19 protein-coding genes are annotated in these 23,627 nt (G+C 62.7%); 6 read left to right on the top strand and 13 right to left on the bottom strand.

Annotated elements, in window-relative coordinates:
- Positions 1-329 precede the first annotated feature (329 nt).
- Positions 330-791 (top strand): DsrE family protein, encoded by a 462-nt coding sequence (locus tag A9404_RS10145; RefSeq protein WP_066103217.1) that lies wholly within the window; start codon positions 330-332, stop codon positions 789-791.
- Here the strand turns inward: A9404_RS10145 and A9404_RS10150 are convergent.
- The 5 genes from A9404_RS10150 to A9404_RS10170 all read right to left on the bottom strand — a co-directional run bounded on the left by A9404_RS10150 (position 788) and on the right by A9404_RS10170 (position 8,639).
- The gene (locus tag A9404_RS10150) at positions 788-1,117 is read right to left on the bottom strand and encodes a thioredoxin family protein (protein WP_066101051.1); all 330 of its coding nucleotides are present in this window, start codon (positions 1,115-1,117) and stop codon (positions 788-790) included. The two genes, A9404_RS10145 and A9404_RS10150, sit on opposite strands and share 4 nt — an antisense overlap.
- A 65-nt stretch (positions 1,118-1,182) precedes the next feature.
- Entirely contained in the window at positions 1,183-2,358 is a 1,176-nt protein-coding gene (locus tag A9404_RS10155; protein WP_066101054.1) for a hypothetical protein, read from the bottom strand.
- Between the two features lie 59 nt (positions 2,359-2,417).
- Positions 2,418-4,292, bottom strand: coding sequence for an ATP-binding cassette domain-containing protein (locus tag A9404_RS10160; protein ID WP_066101057.1), 1,875 nt, complete (start codon positions 4,290-4,292; stop codon positions 2,418-2,420).
- Positions 4,293-4,444: 152 nt separating this feature from the next.
- Entirely contained in the window at positions 4,445-6,574 is a 2,130-nt protein-coding gene (locus tag A9404_RS10165) for a hypothetical protein (protein WP_066101060.1), read from the bottom strand.
- Positions 6,575-6,707: 133 nt separating this feature from the next.
- A complete protein-coding gene (locus A9404_RS10170; protein WP_066101062.1) occupies positions 6,708-8,639 on the bottom strand; it encodes a PhoX family protein in 1,932 nt (643 codons plus the stop codon).
- A gap of 313 nt (positions 8,640-8,952) precedes the next feature.
- Between A9404_RS10170 and A9404_RS10175 the strand changes: the two genes are divergently transcribed.
- Complete coding sequence (locus A9404_RS10175) at positions 8,953-9,396, top strand: HlyD family efflux transporter periplasmic adaptor subunit (protein WP_066101067.1); 444 nt, start codon at positions 8,953-8,955, stop codon at positions 9,394-9,396.
- Positions 9,397-9,417: 21 nt separating this feature from the next.
- Here the strand turns inward: A9404_RS10175 and A9404_RS10180 are convergent, their stop codons facing one another.
- From A9404_RS10180 to A9404_RS10215, 8 genes are all read right to left on the bottom strand, one after another.
- Complete coding sequence (locus A9404_RS10180) at positions 9,418-9,975, bottom strand: rRNA large subunit pseudouridine synthase E (protein WP_066101073.1); 558 nt, start codon at positions 9,973-9,975, stop codon at positions 9,418-9,420.
- A 10-nt stretch (positions 9,976-9,985) separates the two neighbouring features.
- The gene (locus tag A9404_RS10185; RefSeq protein ID WP_066101076.1) at positions 9,986-11,026 is read right to left on the bottom strand and encodes a 5'-3' exonuclease; all 1,041 of its coding nucleotides are present in this window, start codon (positions 11,024-11,026) and stop codon (positions 9,986-9,988) included.
- Positions 11,023-12,285 carry a malic enzyme-like NAD(P)-binding protein gene (locus A9404_RS10190; protein WP_066101079.1) on the bottom strand — a complete coding sequence of 421 codons (1,263 nt, stop codon included), beginning with the start codon at positions 12,283-12,285 and terminating at the stop codon, positions 11,023-11,025. The genes A9404_RS10185 and A9404_RS10190 overlap by 4 nt, the downstream gene beginning before the upstream one ends.
- Before the next feature lie 76 nt (positions 12,286-12,361).
- Positions 12,362-14,212, bottom strand: a complete 1,851-nt coding sequence (locus A9404_RS10195; protein ID WP_066101082.1) for a putative bifunctional diguanylate cyclase/phosphodiesterase — start codon at positions 14,210-14,212, stop codon at positions 12,362-12,364.
- Positions 14,209-17,640 (bottom strand): PAS domain S-box protein, encoded by a 3,432-nt coding sequence (locus A9404_RS10200; protein WP_231880901.1) that lies wholly within the window; start codon positions 17,638-17,640, stop codon positions 14,209-14,211. The genes A9404_RS10195 and A9404_RS10200 overlap by 4 nt, the downstream gene beginning before the upstream one ends.
- Positions 17,641-17,878: 238 nt before the next feature.
- Complete coding sequence (locus tag A9404_RS10205; RefSeq protein WP_066101085.1) at positions 17,879-18,535, bottom strand: OmpA family protein; 657 nt, start codon at positions 18,533-18,535, stop codon at positions 17,879-17,881.
- Between the two features lie 234 nt (positions 18,536-18,769).
- Positions 18,770-20,215, bottom strand: a complete 1,446-nt coding sequence (gene cls, locus A9404_RS10210) for a cardiolipin synthase (RefSeq protein WP_082922903.1) — start codon at positions 20,213-20,215, stop codon at positions 18,770-18,772.
- Between the two features lie 15 nt (positions 20,216-20,230).
- Positions 20,231-21,091 carry an SDR family oxidoreductase gene (locus tag A9404_RS10215; RefSeq protein WP_082922904.1) on the bottom strand — a complete coding sequence of 287 codons (861 nt, stop codon included), beginning with the start codon at positions 21,089-21,091 and terminating at the stop codon, positions 20,231-20,233.
- A gap of 177 nt (positions 21,092-21,268) precedes the next feature.
- Between A9404_RS10215 and A9404_RS10220 the strand changes: the two genes are divergently transcribed.
- From A9404_RS10220 to A9404_RS10240, 4 genes are all read left to right on the top strand, one after another.
- A complete protein-coding gene (locus A9404_RS10220; RefSeq protein ID WP_066101088.1) occupies positions 21,269-21,934 on the top strand; it encodes a Bax inhibitor-1/YccA family protein in 666 nt (221 codons plus the stop codon).
- 61 nt (positions 21,935-21,995) lie between these two features.
- Positions 21,996-22,181 carry a hypothetical protein gene (locus A9404_RS10225; RefSeq protein WP_066101091.1) on the top strand — a complete coding sequence of 62 codons (186 nt, stop codon included), beginning with the start codon at positions 21,996-21,998 and terminating at the stop codon, positions 22,179-22,181.
- A 23-nt stretch (positions 22,182-22,204) separates the two neighbouring features.
- The gene (locus tag A9404_RS13440) at positions 22,205-22,723 is read left to right on the top strand and encodes a hypothetical protein (RefSeq protein ID WP_156521307.1); all 519 of its coding nucleotides are present in this window, start codon (positions 22,205-22,207) and stop codon (positions 22,721-22,723) included.
- 44 nt (positions 22,724-22,767) lie between these two features.
- Entirely contained in the window at positions 22,768-23,592 is an 825-nt protein-coding gene (locus A9404_RS10240; RefSeq protein WP_066101104.1) for a ProQ/FINO family protein, read from the top strand.
- The last annotated feature ends 35 nt before the right edge of the window (positions 23,593-23,627 follow it).

The following is a 23,627-nucleotide window of genomic DNA, read 5'->3' on the forward strand; positions in this document are numbered from 1 at the left end:
CGGACTATTCCAGCCACACCCGCCCTGATCGGCGGGTTTGTCGCTTCGGCGACGCGAAGCGGTGCTTCGCGTTTTCGCCTTAGCCCTGCTGGGCCTCCCACTCCCTTCGCCCTGCGGGGTCTATCCAGGCCAGTAACCCTCCACCAGACACTGTATTTGTGGGTGTCGTTTCCCTTGTCTACGCTTGTTAAGTGACTGATTGATTTTGCTTCGTTACAAGATCAGGAGGCGTCCTTATGGTATTTGAGCGCATTGGGCAGCGAGTGTTCGGCTGTCTGTTTCTTGCAATAATCCTGTTGGCGGGAACCGCTTCGTTGGCTTCGGCCGGGATGCGTAGTCCGCTGGCACCCGGCTTCAGTTGGGATCATGTGATCGGGATCGAGCGCACGCACGACATTCGCGTCGTGTACGGCATCAAGAAGGATGAGTGGGAAGCCGGCGTCGGTAAACCGCTGTTCTACGCGCGGGGTCTGTACGAAAGCTACGAAGCGATGGGCATCGATCCCAAGAATGTGGATATGCATCTCGTGGTGCATGGGGCGGCCGGGTATTGGCTACTGAATGATGCGGCCTACCGGAAATACAAGGACACGTTGCTGGGGAATCCCAACAAGCACGTGATCAAGGGACTGCTGGCCAAGGGCGCGCATATCGAAGCGTGCTACGAAACGCTGAAGGGGCACGGCTGGAAGCCTAGCGATCTCCTGCCGGGCGTCACGGTCGTGCATGATGCCTATTCGCGGATCATCGATTTGCAGCTGCGCGGTTACGCCTATATCCCGTTCTTTTAAGGGCGCCAGAGTTCGATCAGGCGGCCCAACTCCCGTTCCAGTTCCATCAGGCTGAAGGATCGGCTTTTTTCCAGGCTCAATTGCCCATCCAGAAAGAGTTTGACGGTCGGCAGGCTGAAGACGACGGACTGCCCGCAGATACCGGGTTGCCGTTCGCAATCGACATAGAGCAGGGTGATGTCGGGGAATTGCCCGCTGATCAGGGATTCCAGCTTGGGTTTGATGACCTGACATACCCCGCAGTGTGCTCCGCCGAACAGGACGAGAACGGCGCCATCCGATTGCAGGTGCTGATTGAATTGTTCGAGATCGGTCGGTTCAAGCATCGATCGGTCATTCCCTTGTCTGGTGGCGCCGCGTTGAGTGATGGCCTGCGAACTGGGCCATGGTGTCAGTGGCCCCCGCGCATGCATTCCAGCGCCCCGTGGCAATGGTAGAAGTTCTGCTGGGCTTCATAAACGGGGTGCATGTCGATCAGCCAGTCGCCGAGGCCGCCGCGCTGGACGGTGAAATGATAGGTATCGCCGGGGCCGAACTGGCGCCACCAGCGGCTGGTTCTCAGATAGATCGACAGGGCGGGCAGCGTCGTATCGTTCTTGGGATGCCAGAGATAATCGCCACCCAGTTGATAGGGCACGGAAACCGGCGGATTCGGTGCGGTCCATTGATTGAGACGGATCGAGAACGGGTAGGCAATAAAGCCGATCGCCAGCGCGAAGAGGAAGGCATAGACCGGACTGTCGCGGCGTTCGGGTTCGGCGCGCTTGAGCACCGGCAGCATGAGGGCGCCCGCAGCGACGGCTACGCCGGCCAGCAGCCCCCAGGGCGGGCCGTTCACGTAGAAATCGGACAGGGTGAAGTAGATTTCGAGGATGAAGTACCCCACCCCGAAGACCATCGTCGCGGCGATCAGACCGGTGAGGGGCGTCGCCCCGATCAGACCAGAGCGGTGGACTTGGCGTTGAACCTCGCCATCACCGCCGAGGCCGAGATCGGGGCGATGCGCCACGATGCCTTGGACGATGGGTGTCTGTTCGAGAATCGGGAGAAACTTTGCGCGAGTGGTTCCCCCGAAAGAACCGGGCGTGGTCGGGATCGGCCGGTTCGGGGCGGTCCACATCCAGGGTGCCAGCGTCCGCGTGTCGCGCCCGGCTTTCAAGGCAAGACGGGAGGCCCGGGGTTGTCGGCTGTTGAACTGCCAGTCGGCATGGTCGATTTCGGGCCAACGGAGCGCCCAGGATGTTCCAAACATGCCGCCGAGCCAGCCGCCGTTGTCGAAACGGATGCCGATGTCGTCGATGACGACGGATTGGCGTTTCAGCGTCATCAAACCGGGGACGAGCAGCAGCGCGACGAGCGGTACGCCCACGATGGCAATGTAAAACTGGATGGTCCGGTAGGTGTCGTCGGCGTGGTCCGTTCGGCCGACGGGGTGGGCATGCAGGTAGAAAATCAGTGCCGCGGCCAGGAAGAGCCCGACACTCAGCAAAGCCGTCCATAGGAGATTTGTCCAGAAGGCATTCGGATGGGCAAAACGATGAACGAGTCGGCTGGCTGGCGAGGACATGACGATCGAGACCTCCGTGTCTGGCGATGATTCATGGGGTGGATGTCGGCATCGTACCCTCAAATGGTGGCGGATTCGACGGGGTAGTCCCCATCCGGTTCGTGGCGCGGGTTGTCGTGGCCCATCCTGTCGCGTGCTCCGGTGGCCCCAGGGACGGGATGCACGTGGATCCCGTCGGCTGTCAGGCGAATGTCGACATCCGTGCGCCGAACGATCGCATCGCGGTGCGTCACGATCACGACCGTCCGTACAAGCCGGACGATTTCGCTCATCACGACCGCCTCGGTCCACTCGTCCAGTCCGGAGGAGGGTTCGTCGAGCAGGATGACCTCCGGGCGGCGCAACAGCGCCCGAGCGATGCCGATGCGCTGACGTTCACCCCCCGACAGGCGATTGGCCGCTTCGCCGATGGGCAGATCCAGTACGGTCTTCATGTCCCCGGGCTTGCTCCCCTGTGCATTGTTGTCGCCGAGCGATTGCAAGCGAAGGCGTACCAATAGGGCTGCCAATGCTGCGTCGTTCACCGGGGTTTCCAGTCCGTAGCAGAGATTGTCCCGTACCGTGCCGTTGATGATCGCGGGAAATTGCGGCACCACCGCGAGGGTTCGGCGTAACGCTTCGGTGTTTAATGTCGCCAGTGGGTTTCCGCGAAATGTCAGTGCACCGGATGTCGGCGGGTAAAGCCCGGCGAGCGCCAGCAGGAGATGCGTCTTGCCGGCGCCCGTCGGGCCGGTGATGGCGTAGACCCGCCCCTCGGGCAGATGCAGCGTGATCGGGCCGATTCGATGCGCCGTTCCGGCCTGGATCGTCACCGCCTCCAGATTGAATCCGTCGGATGTGGGCACATCGATGCCGTCTTCGGTCGGGCTGCCCGCTTCGTGGCGGTCGGGGATGCCGACTTGCCCGGTGGATTCCTGCGGGAGCGAGAAGTAGCGATGACCCCGCTTGAGTGCGATGCGATGGCGGCGCAGGCTGGCCAGCGACGACGTCAGGACCAGAAAGGGCAGGATGAGCTGAATCGTATAGCCCGTGACCATGGCGAAGTCACCGGCGGTAATGCCGCCGTGCTCGGCGCCACTGGCGAGATAGATGGTGCCCGCGAGGAGAATCAATCCCATGGCCAGTACGGACAGGGCACTGATCCCGCCGAGTACCAGATTGGTCTGCGTCACGCGCTGCAGGTAATCGCCCAGGCGGTGTTTGACGATGTCGGCTTCCTGGGCATAGGCATGGTTGAGCTTGATATCGAGCACGGCCGCGAGCTTTTCGACCGTCTGCGCAACGAGGCGGTTGTTGCTTTCGAACAGCCTTTCGATGCCGTGGTCCGTATAGGGGGCCAACTTGGCGGTGACGGCGAACAGCGCCAGCATGGCGAGCGCATAGGCCGAGGCGAAGCCGATACCCACCGTGGACGACAGGATGAGGAACACGAATCCCAATTCGACGAATTGTGGAATCATCACCCAGAACAGGGTGTGGGTCAGTTGGCCGAAGGCGGATTTGCACCCCTGGATGTCGCCGACAAGCACGTCTCGGTCTTCGCGGAGAAAGACCGAATAGTCGAGGTGCAGGAGTCGAAGATACAGCGCCTCGTGAAAGGCGGCTTCCATCCGGGCGAGGATGAGGCTGGCAGCGAGGTTGCGCAGGTGGCTCATGAGGTTGGAAGCCAGCCAGACGCCAGCAAAGGCGAAGGCTGTGGGCAGGATGGCCTTCGTTACCGAGTCCGCTTTGGCGCCGCCCGCCACGAGATTGGTGAGGTCGCGCAGCAGATAGGGCCACAGCACATTGAGGAGCACGGACAGTAGCAGGAGTCCGCTGGTCAACCAGAAATGGGCAATCGCATGGCGGTAATGCCGTCGAACCAGACCGAATGCCCAGGTATAGGCCTGGGCAAGGGACGGTGTTGCCGCGGTCGAACTGCTGGTCTCGGGCATGGATTGTGACTCCGCCAAGGCTGGATCGCGCGCGGTCACTTGGGGCGCGCACTCGGGCTGAAATCGTGCAGATTATGCGTCGACCATGACACAGGCCTTACACGGCGGGGCGACGGGACTTCTGCTCGGACGGAACCGAAGCCAGGGCTGCCTCAGGGCTTCAGCAGCGGAACGTAGTCCCCGACGAAGTCGCCGCCCTGGGCGAAGGGTTTGTCCGTGTCGATCAGGGTCGGGGTAATGCCCATGCCGTAGCTGAAGTCGCCAGGCTTCGTGTTGATCGGCCGGTCGGTGATGATGTCGCCCGGATGGTAGGGGCGGCCGTCCTGATGCGGGAAGCCTTCCTTCGGGTCGCGGAAGTAGCGCAGGGCGAGCGGTGTTTCGGGGAACACGTCCTTGCCGTACACGTAGCGCTGGGTGACGACAACTTCGCGATACCGTCGTGCGGCGGCCAGTGCCTGCGTTTCGGTGGGCAGGAACAGTTCGGGGCGGATGCAGCCCTGCGCGTCGAGATAGGCGCCCCGGGCGGTGAATTCTCGGATCAGATCGAGACGCTGTCGCTGTGCCCGCTCGATGGTGCCCGGGATGTCCGATGCGGTTTCCGGGGGGCTGGCCTGATCTGTAACCCGGCCCTTGTCGGCTTGAGTGTGCGTCGGGCCGGTCAGGCGGTCGACCAGGGTCGTCAGATCCGGCCAGACGGCGCTGTAGCCATGGGCCTGCGTGATTTCGGCGGCCAGATACCGTTCAATGGTTTCCGGCATGTCGCCATACAGCGAGGCGCCGACGACATGATCGAGAAACACCCGGAACTCGCCCTGATTGAAGCCGCGATTGACGGGTTCGGGCGTGGTGAGATGACCCGGTGTGCCGTCCGCCGTCGCCTTCGGGTTGGCCTGGTAACCCAGATAGTTCATTTCCTGCCAGCCGGCGGCGCCGGGCAGCTTGCGCGGCAGGCTCCAGGTGCTGTCGATGGTGTTGCCGGTACCTGAGGTGAACACGGGGTACTGACCGATATCCGACTGGCGGACGTTGCCGGAGTGGCAACCGACGCACTGCACGAGTTCGTCGGGCCGTTGAGGGCGCAGGGCGCCGGAGGCATCCTCGATCCAGCCGCCGAGCATCCAGCCGGTCCCATTCTCGATCCAGCCTTCCTTGCGGTTGGCGTAGACGGGGGCGGTTTCCTCCTTCAGGCCCTGGCCGAACTCCTCGGGATACCAGACGCGGGATTTGATCATCCAGCGGATTTCCTTGACCCGTTGCGCGCGGCTGCCCGGAAAGCGGCTGACGGCGGGGTCGTGGCCGTCGGCGCGCACGTCGACGTAGTGCAACGGATGGGCGAATTCGGTGCCCAGCGGATACTGCCCGCGGACGATGGCGACGGTCTTGGCCGCGCCGACGTAGTGGGTTTCTCCGGCGGCAAGGCGATCCTGGATATTGCGTTCGACCCGGTCGAGATTGGCCTTGTAGACCGCGATATCGAACCGATTCTCTTCGTCCATCATGTACTGGGCGGGCAGGCGGATATAGATGCCCGATACGCTCCCGGCCAGGGGGGTGAAGATCCCGTAGGGCATGAAGTTGATCGCGCGCCAGCCGGTGATATGGCCACGGGCATCCTTGAAAAAACCGTCGGCCGGCCGCGTCGTGCGCACGAAGCCGTCGTCATCGGCAGGCAGATCCGCCGGGTTCAGGCCGGGAAACAGCCGGAAGGGCGAGGCGACTTTCGGATCCCAGTCCTTGACCGAACCGGGCCGTTGGGCGAAGGCGGCCTGCCAGTTGTCCTGACGGATGTAGGATTGCATGTCCCAGTCGTCCGGATGTTCGCCCAGCGCAGATACGGCAGTCCGCAGCACTTCGGGTTTGAGGGTGTTGATCCAGGGATTGATGCTGGAATTCACGACGAACGGATAGTCGACGACGCCGAAGGCATAGTCGGCCTGTAGGTTGCCGATGTTCGGGTTGGCGCCGGCCTGGGGGTTGTTGTTGCCGAGTTTCAGCGCGGCCACGCCGTTGGTGTGGCAGAACAGGCAGGCGCTCTGGGTGCCATGGCCGGTCTCGATGTAGCACTGGGCCGGGATATGGGCGTGCGGGTTGGCGAAGGTGTCCCGACTGATGAATTCGCCGCGCAGGGGGATGGGGCGGGGCGTGCCCGTTTCTGCCCGTTTCTCTGCCGACGGCTCGGCCGGGTTTGTGGCGGACGCGCTGAGGGCAATCGGCAGCCAGAGCGCTGCCGCGACCAGCGGGCGGATTCCTCGAAGGACGTTCATGGGTGAGAAACGGTTCATGCTATGAGTTCGATTTGGTTCCTGACGGAAAAAACCGGTTGCTCCGGTTGCTTTCGACAAGATTGGTTGGGAAAAAGAGGCCGTGACCGGCCCTGAAGATGCGGGGCGTTGCCGCCCCGCTCGAATTTCGGGATTACTTGATCGGCGGCAGGCCGCGGAGGTAACCCACGTGGGCGGTCAGGCGATAGTTGGCCACGCCATAGCTGTTCTTGCCGTACAGCTCGACTGCCTTGGCTTCCAGTGCCGTGGTCAGCGCCGGGTTCTGCGAGGAGATCCAGTCGCCCTGGTGCTGGTTGTTGCTCATGATGTAGGCAAAGCCGTTCATGTCGTCGACCACCTGCAGACCGGTGGATTCGGCACCGGCTGCCAGACTCAGGATGCGGCTCAGTTTCTTGGTATCCACGTTGTACGCCCAGAGGTAGTTGTTCACGTGGTTGCCGGAGTCTTCGCCGATGAACAGGGTGCGCATCTTCTCGGAGAAGAACAGGTTGTCGGTGTTGGCGACGGTGTCGAGGTCCGCCTTGTTGCCGTTCGCATCGGCGGCGATCGGCTTGCCGAGCAGCATCGGTTCGACGTAGGCCCGTACCGGGACGTAATCGGAAGCGATCGACGCGCCCTTGCTGTCCTTCTGGTTGGCTTCCATGTCGAAGGTGTAGGTGGCGCCGGCGTTGTTGCCCTTCAGGCGGATGTCGTCCACCGGGCCGCCGTCGTTCGCCAACATCGAACCTTTGATGTAACTGACTGCGTAGTACATCTTTTTGTCTTTCTCGTTGAAGGTCACGCCCTCACCCTTGGTGAATTCCGTGGTGGCGCCCAGGTAGGCGGCATAACGACGGGTTTCCAGGAAAGCGGCGGCCTGCTCCATGCCCGGCTTCAGCTTCAGCCAGATGGTCTGCGAGGAACCGGCACGGGTGGGCACGTAACCGGCGACGGCGGTCAGAGCGGTGTCGAAAATGTCGCCGATCGTGATGCCGCTGTCCACCAGGGCCTTGATCTCGGTGTAGGTGCCGTGACCGAGCTTGATCCAGGTGATGTTGGCGGTGCCGCCATCGCTGCCGTCGGCCGAGGTCTGGTTCCACTTGGCGGCATAAATCGTGCCGCCGGATTTCGGATCGTTCGCCTTGTCACCGACGAACATGAACAGGCCGGAATAGGAACCGTCGTCGCCGTAGAAGGCCGTGCGGCCATCGGCGGTGAAGCGAGCCAGTTCCCAGGTGCCGCGACCCATCTCATAGTGCTTGATGACGGTGCGGGTGCCGTCCTTTTGCACGGCGACTTCAACCGGGAAGCCGTACTGGTAGGGGTTGGCGGTCTGCATACCGTTGAAGTACACGTCGGTCAGTGCCTTCAACCCTGCCTGGGTGGCGCTGTACTTGTTTTCGCCCGGTACGTAGTACAGGTCGTAGTCTTCCTCGCCGCCCAGATGGGTGTTCCAGGGTGTCGGACCGCCCGCGCAGAAGATCCAGCCGCCCTGGATCGTCGCGAAATCCACCGGCTTCTGGCTGGTGACCGTCAGCTTGCCGTCGGCGGCCTGGCTGAGGGCGGAAACACTCATTTCCATCGGCATGCGGGTGTACCAGTTGGGCGCTTTGTAGGCAGTCTGACCGTCGGCCAGGATGTCGTCGTATTCCCAGTGGTTGACGAGGTACAGCTTGCCGCCCACGTTCAGCAGGCTGTTGGCATCGGGCGTTTCGGCGATGACCGGGTCCTTGTTGGGGTCGAGAATGGGCTTCATGTTGACGTCGTAAAGCTGACCGGCGGCGTATTTCGTGCCATTGACGTCGGCAATCATGTCGGTGTTCTTGAACAGGGTTTCATAGGTCAGCGGGAAATCCTTCTTGCTGCCATCCGAGAACGTGACCGTGGCAACGGACGCGGTGTAGTTATCCAGCATCTGGACATCGGTCGCGGCGACCGGCGTCGAGGAGAATTCGACGGAAACGGCCGTGGCCGGCGTGGCGGCGGGCGCTGCGGCGCTCGGGGCCGGATCGTTGCTGCTGTTGCAGCCATACAGGCCGACGGCCAGGGCGCCGGCAACGGCCAGCGCGATTACATTCTTTTTCATGAGTAGGCTCCCAGTGGGGGTGAATAAAAATTATCTGTATATAAAGTCTTGGCTCGTGTAGAGCGCGAATCGTAGTGCGGCTGTGTGAATGACAAGTGTCATGAACATGAATAATAGATTTAACTTATGTATACATTTAAATAAATGCATGAGTGCTTAGTTAGTCAGATATGTAGTAAATCCAGACAGTAAAAAGCGGAGGAAGCAATGGTTCGTTGACTTGAACATATTTTGTAACCAACTGAATTGAAAAATTATTCATGATTCAGACGAGGCGGCGACACAAGTTCGGTATGCTCAGGCGAAAAGCGCATTGGCGCTGGCCGAACTGAATCTGGCGCGTACGACGGTCCATGCGCCGGTGGATGGTTACGTCACCAATCTGCTGCTGAGGCCGGGGGATTATGCCGAGGTGGGCGCATCGAAGATGGCCGTGGTCGACGCCCATTCCTACTGGGTGTACGGCTACTTCGAGGAGACGCGTCTGCGCCACGTCGCCGTGGGGGATCGGGCGCAGGTGACGCTGCTTGGGCATGCCCAGGCACTATCGGGGCGGGTGGAAAGTATCGCCCGGGCCATTACCGACCGGGACAACCCGGTTGCCGCCGATCTCACGGCCAACGTCAATCCCGTCTTCAACTGGGTGCGTCTGGCCAGCCGGATTCCGGTGCGTATCCGCCTCGATGCCGTGCCGGAGGGGATTCATCTCGCTGCCGGCATGACCTGTACCGTGGTGATCGAGCCATCGCACAGCTGAGGGTTTTCGGTGGTCGGGCGATCAGCGGGGGAGGGGGGCGAGCTCCCGCCATTGTCCCGGCGGGAGGTCGTCCAGGTGATAGGGACCGATCGTCGTGCGGATCAGGCGCAGGGTCGGCAGACCGACCGCCGCCGTCATGCGGCGGACCTGACGGTTGCGCCCCTCGGTGATGGTGAGTTCCAGCCAACTCGTGGGGATCGCCTTGCGAAACCGGACCGGGGGCTGGCGGGGCCAGAGCCAGTCCGGTTCCGGGACGCGGTGCGCTTCGGCCGGCCGGGTCAGGCCGTCCTTGAGCTGTACGCCGGATCGGAGTTTGGCGAGGGCTTCGTCGTCGATCTCGCCCTCCACCTGGGCCAGGTAGGTTTTGGCCTGCTTGTGATCGGGGTGGCTGAGTCGGGCCTGCAGGCGTCCGTCGTCCGTCAGGAGCAGCAGGCCCTCGCTGTCACGATCCAGCCGGCCGGCAGTATAGACGCCCGGCAGATCGATGAAGTCCGCGAGGGTGCCGGCGGCGCATCCCGGTTCCGGAGTGAACTGCGAGAGGACGTCGAACGGCTTGTTGAAGGCGATCAGCCGGGTCATAGCGTGCGACCTAGCGTGATACGGGGGCCAACTCGTGGCGGTGAGGCATCCCAGTCGTCATCGCCGAAAGGTCGGCCGTGAGGGGTTCGCCGTCGGGGGGCGACGGCGCGCGGGGCAAGCGCGTCCAACGGGCGATACGCCCTTCGTCCACACCCGCCGCACGCAGCAGATCGGGCAGGTCCGGGCGAATGCCCATCCAGGGCGCGGGCAGCTGTTCCAGCGGCAGATCGCAGACGATGCCGGTCAGTTTCCGGCTCAATCGCACCAGCGGCTCGTGTTCGGCCAGCAGTTTCTGGGCGCGGGGCGCACCGCGGAACTTCATGCCGTACACGGCCGCGAGATTGGCGTAGATGCCATCGATGGTCCCGTGTTTCTTCAGGAGGTTGCCCGCAATGCGTGGCCCGATACCCGGCACGCCGGGAATGTTGTCCGCCGTGTCGCCGGTCAGGGCGAGCCAGTCGGCGATCTGCGTCGGCTTGACGCCGTAACGCCGCTCCACGTCGCCGTAGGCCAGCACGATCTGGCGCATGGGGTTGAACCAGCGGTCGTCCGGCCCCAGCAGCTGGGCCAGATCCTTGTCGCCGGTGATGATGGTGATCGCCCGAGCCCGGCCGCGCAGGCGCGTGGCGAGGGTGCCGATCACGTCATCGGCCTCGTAGCCGGGGAAATCGATGGCCATGAGGCCGGCGGCCTCGGCCAGCTGGCGGCAGCGCGGCAGCTGGGCCTTGAGATCTTCGGGAGCGGGTGGCCGGTGTGCCTTGTAGTCCGGGTAGATCGACTGACGAAACCCGCGTCCGCAGGGCGCATCGAAGGCGCAGGCCACGATCGGCCCCTGTTCCGGGTGGATCGCGACGGGTGAGGCCAGATGGGTGCCGAAGACGGATTCGAGCAGGTTGAGCAGGCTGTCGGCGAAGCCCTGAACGGCGCCGACCGGCCGGTTCTCGGCATCCACCATCGCCTTGTCGGCACCATGCCAGGCGCGCCAGATCTGGGCGTGGGAATCGATCAGCCAGGCGCGGCTCACCCGGTCGCTGGCAGGGGTGTCGCTCATGCGCCGGTCGCGTTCGGGTAGGGGCGATAGGGCATCCGCGCCACGCCGTCCGCGGCGGCGGCGGCGGCCACCGCCGGGGGCAGCCGCTCGATCAGACGCGGGTCGAAAGGCTTGGGCAGGATGTATTCGGGGCCGAAGCTCAGGTCGGCGGCGCCGTAGGCGGACAGCACGGAGGCGGGTACCGGTTCGCGGGCGAGGGCCGCCAGGGCCTCGACGCAGGCGATCTTCATGGCCGGGGTGATCCGCGATGCGCGGCAGTCGAGGGTGCCCCGGAAAATGAACGGGAAGGCGAGGACGTTGTTCACCTGGTTCGGATAGTCGCTGCGGCCCGTCGCCATGATCAGGTCGTCGCGTACGGAATGGGCCAGTTCGGGCCGGATTTCCGGGTCCGGATTGGCGAGGGCGAAGACGATGGGGCGTTCGTTCATGCTCATGAGCATGTCCGGCGTCAACAGGTTCGGCGCGGAGAGTCCGATGAAGACGTCGGCACCCTTCAGTGCGTCTTCCAGCGTGCGGTCGTCCGTCTCGGCGGCCACGTCGGCATGATGCGACGGCAGGTCGTCCAGTTCGGTGTGCAGGACGCCGACACGGTCCACCACGCGCAATCGCGCACGATTCAGGCCCATGTCCGAGAGCAGGTTCAGGGTGGCCGTTCCGGCAGCGCCGGCACCGACCAGCACCAGACGGATGTCGTCGAGGGACTTGCCCTGCAGGCGCAGGGCATTGGTGAGCGCCGCGGCGATGATGATGGCCGTGCCGTGCTGATCGTCGTGGAAGACCGGAATGTCCATGGATTCGATCAGGGCGCGTTCGATCTCGAAACAGCGCGGGGCGCTGATGTCCTCGAGATTGATGCCGCCGAAGCTGGGGCCGAGTCGCCGAACCGTCTCGATGAATTCGGCCGGGTCCTGGGTCCCGATTTCCAGATCCACGGCGTCGATGTTGGCAAATTTCTTGAAGAGCAGTGCCTTTCCTTCCATGACCGGTTTGCTGGCCAGCGCGCCGAGGTTGCCGAGGCCGAGAATGGCCGAGCCATCGGAAATGACGCCGACCAGATTGCCCTTGTTGGTATAGCGGTAGGCGTCGGCCGGATCGGCCGCGATGGCGCGTACCGGCTCGGCGACGCCCGGGGAGTACGCCAGTGCCAGATCATGCGCCGTGGCGGTGGGTTTGGTCAGGGCTGTGGCGGTTTTGCCGGGAATGGGGTGCTCATGGTAGTCGAGGGCATTCTGGCGGGCATTGTTCGAATTTTGAGACATGATGTTCGGTCAGTTGATTCGTGATGGATTCGCGCAGGGTCGTAGCGGCGCGTGTCGCCGTGGATCCGTCGGGTTGTCAGCGACGTTCGTGGGCGGGACTGAGTTTGCCCGGGGTCTTCAACAGATCCAGCATGGCCGTGTCGCTCACCGGCCGGCTGTAATAATACCCCTGTGCCAGGGGGCAGCGCAGATTTTTGAGCAGATCGATGTCGGCCAGGGTCTCGACACCTTCGGCAACGGTGGTCAGGTCCAGCGCCTCGGCCAGGGTGATGATCGAGTGGAGCAGGGCGGTCTGGCGGCGATCGTCCGATGCCTTGTCCACGAAGGAGCGGTCGATCTTGAGGGTCGAGATGGGTAGCTTCTGCAGATAGGAAAACGACGAGTAGCCGGTGCCGAAGTCGTCCAGGGCAACCTTGATGCCGATGCCCCGCAATTGCGACAACTGCTCGACGACCAGGTCGAAATGGCTCATGAGCGCCGTTTCGGTGATTTCCACTTCCAGCCACTCGGGATCAATGGCGTGCTCCGTCAGCATCCGCTGGATCTCGGTGACCAGGCTCATCTTCTTGGCACGCATCAGTTCGAACTGGTAGCCCGATACGTTGACGGCGATCGGGATGGGGCGACCCAGCGTGTCATTCATCCGGCGGATGAAGGTCAGCGCCTGTTCGATGACGAGGAGCCCCAGGTCGACGATCTGCCCTTTTTCCTCGGCCAGCGGGATGAACTCCATCGGCGGGATCAGGCCGTGTATCGGGTGCTGCCAGCGCATCAGGGCCTCGCAACCGATGATGGTTTCCGTGACCAGATCGATCTTGGGCTGGTACATCAGGTGGAACTGATCCGGTTGGGTCATCGCGCTGCGCAGATCGCGTTCGAGCTGGTGGCGGCGGAAGGCGACCTCGGCCATGGCCGGACTGAACTGGCAGATTTCGTTGCTGTTCTTCGGCAGGCTGGCGAGGGCAAACCCGGCACGACGGATGGCTTCGTCCGCCGCGCCCGGCGCGAACGTGCCGTCGTCGTCCTGGGGGTCGATTTCAGCGTAACCGCCCCGACCGTGCAGCGATACGTCGAAGTCGACCTGCTCGACAGGGGCGAACACGGCACTCATCATTCGGTGGAGGATCGGTTCGGCGGTTGTCTGGCCGAAGGGGAGCAGGCAGAGAAAGGTTTGTCCGCCCCAGACGCCACAGAGGCCAAGATGGTCGTCGAGCACGTATTTCAGTCGGCTGGCCACGGTGCGCAGGAATACGTCCACGGACTCGACGCCCTCGATCAGCAGGAGCTGGTCCGAGTCGGTGATCTCGATCAGCAGGCAGGTCACGGCAGGCGGGCGGTCGTTCAGCATGTTCTGCAGCCGCCCCTTGAGCGCCCGGCGGTTGAACAATCCCGTGACCGAATCGCGCTCGGCGAGATAGGTAAGGTCATGCTCCTTCTCGGCCAGGGCACGTTGCTGGGCGTCGATGCGTTGACCGAATTCGTTGAGCCGCTGTTTCTGACGCTTGTGGATGAAACGGTTGGTGAGCGCGTTCTTGAGTCGTTTCAGCAGTTCGTCGAAGTTGAACGGCTTCGTGATGAAGTCGACGGCGCCGGCTTCGAGGGCCGATTGCTGGGTCTCGATGTCGGTCTGCGCGGTCAGGACGATACAGGGCAGGTATTCGTCCGGTCCCAAGTCGCGCTTCAGCTCGGCCATGACCTCGTGACCGCTCATTTCCGGCATGCGGATATCGAGCAAGAGGAAGTCGAACGGCTCGTTCCGCCACCGTTCGATGGCGCGCACGGGGCTGGTTTCCAGAACCACCTGGGTGTAGCCCGCCATGTCGAGCAGCTCCGCGAGTACCTCGAGGTTTACGGGGTTGTCGTCGACCACCAGGAGCCGGGCATTGTCCAGATCCATGTCGTGCATGTCGGTTTGTGGCGCGCTCATGAGGATGACGTTCCGCGCTGTTTTCGGGCGATATGCTGGTCGAGCAGCGTGTTGAGCTCGACCAGATTCAAGGGTTTGGTCAGATACTGCGCAAACAGTCCGGAGTCCTCGGCGGCGCGCATGATCGGCGCCGTGGCATCGGCCGAGAGAGCGACGATCGGGATATGGCTGGTGTCGCTCCATTTCTTGAGCCGGGCGGCCGCCTGCTGACCGGAGATGCCGGGCAGGTTGATGTCCATGAGGATCAAATCCGGCTGCAGGCTGAGGGCGAGTTCGAGCCCCTGCTCGCCGGTACTTGCCAGACGCAGCTCGGTGTCTTCCCGATCGTCGATGATGTCGCGCATCAGGGCCGCGTTGGCCGGGTTGTCTTCGACGTACAACAACAGGAAGGGCGACTGGGGCGCTGCGGGAACGGACGCCGGAACCAGATCTTCTTCGGGCGTTTCCGCAGACGCATCGCCGTGGCAGCCGGTGGCATGCCCCGGCACCATGGCGGGCAGAAAGATCGAGAAGGTCGAACCGACCCCTTCCTCGCTGTCGACCTCGATCAGACCGCCCATTTGCTCCACGATCTGCTTGGTGATCATCAAGCCGATGCCGGTCCCCTCGATCGAGCTGGTTTCCTGGCCCAGGCGCTCGAAGGGGCGGAACAGACGATGCTGTTTGCTCTGGGGGATGCCGATGCCCGTGTCCTCGATGGCGAGGCCCAGCATGGGGCGACGGTCATCCTTGAGTTGCAGGGGTAGTGCGCGGAGCGTGACCGAACCGCCGGGGCGGTTGTACTTGATGGCGTTGCTGATCAGGTTCATCAGCACCTGTCTGGCCCGGGTCAGGTCGACGCAGACGATGTCGGTCTCCGACAGGGTTTTTTGTTCGGCGACGTGGTTGTGCAGCGTGATGTCCGCTTCCTTGGCCATGTCCGCAATCATCAGCAGCGGGTCCGACACGAGCTGGTCCAGGGCGATCGGCTCCAGGGACAGGCTTAATTCGCCCGCCTCGATCTTGGCCAGGTTGAGTACGTCGTTGACCAGATGCAGCAAGTGCTGCCCGGCCTTGAGAATGTGGTTGATGAACCCCTGCTGCTTCTCGCTGAGCGGTTCCTTGCGACTGGCGGCCATCAACTGGGCGAAGCCGAGGATGGCATTCAGCGGCGTGCGCAATTCGTGGGACATGCTGGACAGGAACTCGGATTTGCCCCGGTTGGCCTGTTCCGCCTGTTCCTTGCTGGCGATCAGCGCCGCACGGAACGCCTGCTGTTCGAGGTGCTGGCGAAAGTTGGCAATCATGATCGCGTAGGTACTGGTGAACGGCGCCAGAAACTCGGCCAGGGCCTCGCTGACACCCTCTGCCCGGTTCGCAATGGCGACCACGCCGACGAGTTCGGTGCCCTGATACAGCGGGATCGCCAGATAGTTGCGCAGTTCGGGGTGTCCGGGGGGCAGTCCGCCGCGACGCGGATCGTTCATCACATCATGCGTGACGACGACCGAGCCCGTTTTCATGACGGCGCCGATCAGATTGTTCTCGTTGCAGAACATCATGTCACCCGCGAGCACGCGCTCGTAGAGTGCATCCGATTCGGCGCTCCACGAGAGATTGGTGATCGCGTGGATCTTCAGGCAGCGGCTCTGGTCCTCGCCATGGATGACTTCCCCGAGAAACCCGAAATCGGCCTTGGTGAGCATGAGCAGGTGATCGAGCATCTGTTGCCAGACATCCGCCCGTGCCACGCTGGCCATGAACGACTGCACGGCATTGTTGAGCCCGTCCAGCAGTTGGCGTTGCTGTTCACTGCGATGGCGGGCGTTGACCTCCTCGGTCACGTCCTGAGTGATGCCGATCAGACGGACGGGCCGACCATTCGCATCGCGTTCGATATTGCCCCGCGCTCTCAGCCAGCGGCCAGCCGCCACGCTATCGATGAGAGCGTAATCGAAACGGAAGGGCCGGTGCTCTTGGGTGGCGGCGGCGATCTCCTGGTCGATTGCCGCGTGATAGATCGGGTCGATGCGTTCGCGCAGCGCGCGGTGCGGCAGTTGCTGGGTTCCTTCCGGCAATCCGATCAGCTGGACGAAGCCGGGGCTGACGGCCATCGTTTCCTCGCCGAAGCGGAGCGACCAGAACCCCAGATGGGCAAATCGTTCGCCCAGGCTGCGCAGGTGCTCGCCCTGCTTGAGTTGTTCGGTCAGCTGGTTCAGTTCGGTCATGTCCTGGGAGACGGTGACGACGCCGGCGATCGCGCCCTGGGCATCGCGCAGGGGGGATTTGGTCGTTTCGAAGATGTGCGGCTCGCCGTGCATGGTGGTCGGCGCATGAAACGACAGACTGCGCCCGGTCTCGACGACCCGTCGATTGGATTCGGCGTTGAATGCCGCATCCTCGGCGGGGAGATAGTCCGCCACGGGCCGGCCGAGCATGGCCTCCGGCGAAGCGCCCGCGCAGGACGCAAATGCCTTGTTCACGAGCATGAGCCGACCGTCCAGGTCTACGGTGGACATGGGGGTCGTGATGCTGTCGATGATCGAGCGCAGCAGGGCGCGTTCGCTGTCCAGTTCGGATTCGACATGGGCCAGGGCACTGAGGTCGGTAAGGAACCCGACGAAGTGGACCTGGCTTTCGCTTCGGATTTCGCTGACGGCAAGCTGCAGCGGGAATGTCCGGCCGTCGCGGTGCAGGCCGCTCACCTTCCGCCCCGCCCCGATCACCTTTGGATCTTGCGTGCTCAGGTACCGGGCGATATAGCCGTCGTGCGCAGAGCGCCACGGCTCCGGCATCAGCAGGGATACGTTCTGTCCGAGAATCTCTTCGGGTTGATAGCCGAACATGGCGGTCACGCTCGGATTGACGGCCTCGATCGTTCCCCGGGGGTCGATGCGGACGATGCCGATGGCGGCGGTTTGCAGAATGGTGTTCAGTTCAAGCCCGTTGCGCACGTGTTCGGACTCGCGGTGGGCAAGGCGCTGGCGATCCAGACGTCTTTGCAGCAGATCCCGGGCCAGCGCGGCAAACCGTTCAAACCGTGCCTGATCGTCGGACGACCAGGTGCGGGGTTTCCGATCCATCAGGCAGAGCGTACCCACGGCAACGGTGTCATCCACCAGCAGGGGGGCTCCGGCATAGAACCGGACATGCTCGTCGCGCACCAACATTTTTTCACGATTGCGCGGATCGTCCGTACAGTCCGCGATGACGCAAACCGACGTACTGGTCGCTTGGGTTGCCGTTGGATCCATCGGGCAGAGAGACTGATTGCGAGCCAGTGAGGTGAAATCCAGCCCGCGAACGGCCTTGAACCAGTGCCGCTCCGCTTCCGTCAGGGCGAATACGCCGATGGGCGCGTCGAATACGTCGCAGAGCAGTTCGATCAGATGGTCATAGATCGCTTCGGGTGGCGTGTCGAGAATGCTGAGTTCCTGCAGAGCAGCCATTCGGGCCGAATCATTCGATGTCGTGTGGGGCGTCAGGTCTTCCGGCATGGTCCTGCAGTATTCCAGGGCGGCAGAAAAGCCGATGGGCATTTTCTGGTGTGAACTTGTGTACAGGTTCCAGTGTAGGTCATCCCGGAACGTTTGGCATGCCTGTCTTGATGACAGTTGGGCGTGATGCGGGCAGCCGGAATGGCTGCCGCGTTGCCGGCGGCATGCGCCGCCAGCCGAAGACGAACCGTTACTGGCCCGGGGCGGGAACGATCATGATGTCGACCCGACGATTCTGGGCGCGTCCTTCGGCAGTCGCGTTGCTGGCGATCGGACGGGTCATGCCGTAGCCGATGGCCTGGATGCGGTTCGGGGAAACGCCTGATTGGATGAGGTAGCTCGCCACGCTTTGCGCGCGATTCTCGGAGAGCTGCTGGTTATAGGCAGCCGAGCCGCGTGAATCGGTGTTGCCCTCGACGCGCACCAGGGTACCGGGATATTGGTTGATGCTCTGCGCCAATTGTTGCAGAACGGGCAGGAACTGCGGCTTGAGCGTCGCGCTGTTGGTATTGAAGGTAATGGCTTCCGGGGCCTGCAGATGGATGCCGTCACCCTGGCGCTGTACCTGGACACCGGAGCTGGCCATCTGCTGCTGCAGTTGGGCGGCCTGTTTGTCCATCTGGTTGCCGATCAGGCCGCCGACGCCCGCGCCGACAGCGGCGCCGATCAGCGTGCCGCCGGTCTTGTTCCCTTTACCGGCGACCAGGTTGCCCAGCAAAGCCCCTGCGCCAGCGCCGATGGTGGCGCCGGTGGCGGTTTTGCCGTACTCGCCCTGATACGGGTTCTGCGCACAGCCGGCCAGTACCGTCATTGAGGCGATTACGCCCATGGTTACAAGCTTTTTCATATTCGTCACACTCCTGATTAACGTTTCGTCCTTCGTGGGGTCCACTCGTTTGTTTCACCGGGATGATCGGACGCGTTGAGAACCATTCCCCATGCTCGTCGATCAAGGCCTTGACCAGCGTGCGGAAGGTCGTTTCCCTGTCGCCCCGAATCAGCCTGTGCCTCTCGATTCTAGTCATTATTTCGGAGGAGTGCCAAAACCCTCTGGGGAGATCGGCAGTCGGAGCCTTGGTCGTCAAAGCAGCGGATTGGTAAGGCGCGCGATATTCTGGCGAAGCGTGGCGAAGCGGCTCCGGCTTGCCCAGGTTTCTTCCTCAAGCAGGACAGCGGTCTCCCGGTAGCGATCCAGCAGTCGCTGCAACATTTCGGCAGTGCCGGGCGTGTAGAACAGCAGGCCGAGTTCGGCATTGATCAGGGATGAGCGCACATCCAGATTGGCACTGCCGATCAGGGAAATCCGGTCATCGAACAGGGCGAACTTGGTGTGCAGGAAGCAGGTGGGGTAGCAGCGGATCAGTACGCCGATTTCCAACAGTTCGGTGTAGTAGGACTCCTGGGCCCATTGCACGAACCATTGATCGAGTCGTGCCGAGAGGATCAGCTCAACCTCCACGCCCCGTTGAGCGGCGGTTTTCAGGGCGATCAGCGTGGGTTCGTCCGGCACGAAGTAGGGGGTCACGATCCGGATCGATTGCGTGCTGACGTGAATCAGGGAGAGCAGGAGATGCTGCTGCACCGGGTCCGGATACTCCGGTCCGCTGGGCAGACCGATGCAGACTTCGCGCCCGACGGCGATGGGGACGGGGAAATACTGTTCGCCGGTGAGCATGACGTTGCGCTCGATGTACCAGTCTCCGGCGAAAACAGTCTGCAGCTCCAATACGACGGGGCCTTGCAGGCGAAGCATGATGTCCTCGTAGACGATCGGCGGCTCGCTGTCCGGCCGGATCAGGTTCATCGATCCTGCGTAGCCGGTCACCCCATCGACGACGATCAGCTTGCGGTGATTGCGCAGATCGAATCGCGCCGCCTTGTGGGGGAGCTTGCTGCGGGGAAAGGCGCGGGCGACCCGGAGGCCCTGGGCTTCGAGCGCCAGCAGGGGTTTCATGAATTCCCGGCTGCCGAAGTCATCGATGATCAACCGGACTTCAATCCCCCGTTGGGCGGCAGACACCAGCGCGTCAAAAATGGCTTCCGTCGCCGAATCGCGCGCGGCGATATAGAACAGCAGGTGGATCGAATGACGGGCCGCCTCGATGTCCCGGACCAATTGAGCGCTGAAGGCCGGTACCGTTTCCAGGAGCTGCACGGAGTTCCCGCCGAATTCCGGCAGAACACTCCAGTGCCGGGCCAGCTGCGCTACGGGCTGGAGCCGCTCGGGCAGCACGGTTCGGGTGTGCGCGGCCTGCTGTTGTTGCAGATGCTGCAGATTGGGCGCGAGTGCGCGCTCCAGGGTGTCGATCTTCTGCTGGCGGGCGCGGGAGACCCGGGGCCGTCCCACGAACAGATAGAAGATCATGCCCAGCATGGGCTGGAAGAAGATCAGAAGCAGCCAGGCCGTGGCGGCCGAGGGCGGTCGCCGCAGCGGGATGATCATGAGGGCGGACAGGCGGATCACCCATTCCACGAGGACATAGGTGGCCGTCCAGTTCGTGTGCTGAAAATCGATCATCCCGAGCATGGCGCGGGTCGGCTCCTACCGCTTGCCGCCGCCGGATGCGGCCAGCAGGACCCGATCCATCCAGCGGGTCGGCAGCAGTCGTCGAAGCAGGGCAAACAGATAGGTGGGGAAGGTGACCGGATAGCGGGCCCGGGGGTGTTCCGCCTCCAGGGCGTGGATCACGCGCTTCACGACGGCCTCGGGCGGCAGGGTGAAGGGCGCGGCGGGGCCGGGTTTGTTGAGTCGTGCCAGTTGTCGTTGGTAGCTCGCGGCATGAACGGAATGTTCCAGATCGATGTAGCGGTTGAGGGCGATCAGGGCGTTCGCGCGAAAACGGGATTCGATCGGCCCCGGTTCGATCAGTGCCACGTCAATTCCCGTGCCGCGGAGTTCCTGTCGCAGGGTGTCGCTCAGTCCTTCCAGGGCGAACTTGCTGGCGACATAGGCCCCGCGGTAGGAGAGGGCGGCGATGCCGAGCACCGAGCTGTTCTGGATGATCCGGCCGAATCCCTGGGCCCGCATGATCGGGATGACCCGGTTCGTGAGGACCTGCCAGCCGAAGAGATTCGTCTCGAACTGGTCCCGCAGCGCGATGCGGCTCAGGTCCTCGACCGCGCCGGGCAGGCCGTAGGCGCCGTTGTTGAACAGGGCATCCAGTCGACCCTCGGTATGCGCCAGCGCGGCCTGCAGTCCCGATTCGATCGATGTGTCGTCGGATAGATCGATCTGAACCACGGGAATGTCTGCATGCGGCCACGCGTCGAGATCCTTGGTCTGCCGGACGGATGCCACGACGTGGTGGCCCCGGTCCTTCAGCATCCGTGCGGTGACGAGTCCGATGCCGGAGGAACAACCGGTAATCAGAATCGAGCGAGGGTGTCGGGCCATGTCTGTCATCGACAGTCTCTCCTTCGGCTGAGCGCAATGGATGTGCGCGGCTATGGTAGCCGATTCCGGCGTGCCCGGTGTCGACCCGTGTACAGGATCTGCCTTTGGGAAAAGTGGTTGCGACGGAACCGGCGTCGTATACTCGTTGTCGAATTCCCAGTACGTTTCCAGTTGGAGGAAGGTTGTATGGCACTGAATAACTCAACGGTGATCGAGCGGAGCGAGTCGCTTCTGGCGACCAACAAGCTCATTCGCAATACGTACCTGATGCTCTCCATGACGCTGGTGTTCAGCGCGGTCATGGCTGGTGTTTCCATGGCGATGCAACTGTCGCCGATGGTTTCCCTGATCACGATGTTCGGCGCGATGGGCCTGATCTGGTTCGTGCTGCCGAGAACGGCCGAATCCGGGATGGGGCTGGTGACCGTGTTTGCGATTACCGGCCTGATGGGGCTCGGCCTCGGTCCGACCCTCAATTACTACCTGCACCTGCAGGGCGGGGATCAGATCGTGCTGACCGCACTGGGCGGCACCGGGGCCATTTTCCTGGGGTTGTCCGCATATGCCCTGATTTCACGTCGTGACTTCAGCTTCATGGGTGGATTTCTGATGGTCGGCATGATCGTCGTGTTGCTGGCGATGGTGGGCAATCTGTTCTTCCATCTGCCGGCGCTCTCGATGGCACTGTCCGCGGCCGTCATCCTCTTGATGAGCGGTTTTATCCTGTATGACACCGGGCGGATGATCAATGGCGGCGTCGACAACTATCTGCTGATGACCGTGAACCTGTACCTCAATATCTTCAACATCTTCGTCAGCCTGTTGAATCTGCTGGGCGCCAGCCGGGACTGATTCCTCCGTCTGACGCGGGCGAGCCATGGGGTGGCTAACCCCTGCTCGGAGTCGATAAACAATGGATTGGATCAAAGTACTTTCCGCCGTCCTGATCCTGGCAATGGTCGTGTTCCTGTGGCCACGGGCCGCGCAGATGATGCGCGAAAGTCGCAAGGGCAGTCAGGCGGAATGGTTGAATGTGGCTGTGATCCTGTTGATCGTGATCGGGTTCGTGGCATTGCTCATGCGATTCGTGCGGGGCTAGCCGTTACTATCATGGAGGTTATCGTGAAACTAAAACCGTCAAGTTTGCTGCGTGTGTCGATTTTGGCATGCCTGGGAAGTGGCTTGGGGGGCCTGGGCGTCGGGGCCGCTTGGGCGGACCCGCCCCCCTGGGCCGGTGGTGGGCACGGGGGCGACCATTATGAGCGGCACCATGACCGGGACGAGGGTTACCGCGATCGCGAAGACCGCCATGAATACCGCGCAGATCGTCGTGAGGATGAGCGGCGGCATGATCATTTTCGGATCACGTCCCGTGAGCAGATGTACATCAATGATTGGTATCGCCGTCACGACGATGACGACTACTACCGGCGCATGCCGCCAGGCCAGATCCGTAAGCTTGAGCGGGGGGCGCACTGGCCGCCTCCGTACCCCTACGAGCCGCTGCCCCGCGAGGTGGTGATCGGCCTGCAACCGTTGCCTCCGGGTTACCGGTATTATCGAGTGGGGCCCGATGTCGTGATTGCCAATATTGCGGGCAAGGTCGTTTCCGATGTGGTGTACGACTTGTTAAACCGGTAAGCTGCGCGTCTGATCTCTGTGTTTTTGGCCTGTAGCGTTAGATTATGACCGAGCAATCCACCCGCCCGCCCGTTGACGAAGCCGTTCAGGCCAGCTCACCAGACTCCGAAGCGCCCATGATCGAAACCTCGGGCGACACCGTGCCCGAAGCCGAGGCAAGGGCGGCGTCGTCGGATGTCGATACGGGCGATACCCAGAAGGCACCTGCGCAGAAAAAGCGGATTGCCCCCCAAGCCGTGATCGCACGCCTGATCGAGGCCTGGCCACAGGCGTTCTTTAGCGATCCGCGGTCGGTCAAGCCGCTGGCTATCGGTACCCTGCAGCAGATTCTTTCCAGCCGGCCCCCGGCCCTGGATGGTCTGAACAGTCAGGCGATTCGTACCGGCATCAAGTTCTACACCTCGCGCTTGTCCTACCACTATGGCATGGTCAACAACACGCATCGCATCACCCTGACGGGGGATGCGGCTGACGAAGTTGACGACAAGGCGCGCGAGTACGCCAAGGCTCAGATTGCTGCCATCCAGCAGCACCGTGCCGCTCAGCGTGCGGCTCAGGCGCCGCAGCAGACCGAACAGGCGGAAGGGCAGGAGACTGATACCGGCGATCGTCCGGCGCGTGGCGCCAAGCGACCTGGCAAGCGTCGCCCCGTTTCGGCGGCAGATGGCGCTGATGCCGAGAGCAGGCGCCCTTCACGTGGCAAGAATGACCGCGCGCGAACCAAGGGAGAGCGTTCGGCCAAGCGGGCAACGGACGTCGACGCCCGCGAATCCGCCAAACCCATGCCTTCCACCGCCAGTGAGCCCAAACTGACGATGGAAGAAAAGCTGGCCCGCCTGGCGGAGCACTTCGGCAAGTCGCCTTCCTGATTTATCTGTGCTGGGTGGTTTCGGGGTGGAGTTCC

Source organism: Halothiobacillus diazotrophicus, assembly GCF_001663815.1.
In the GTDB taxonomy this organism is placed as follows: domain Bacteria; phylum Pseudomonadota; class Gammaproteobacteria; order Halothiobacillales; family Halothiobacillaceae; genus Halothiobacillus; species Halothiobacillus diazotrophicus.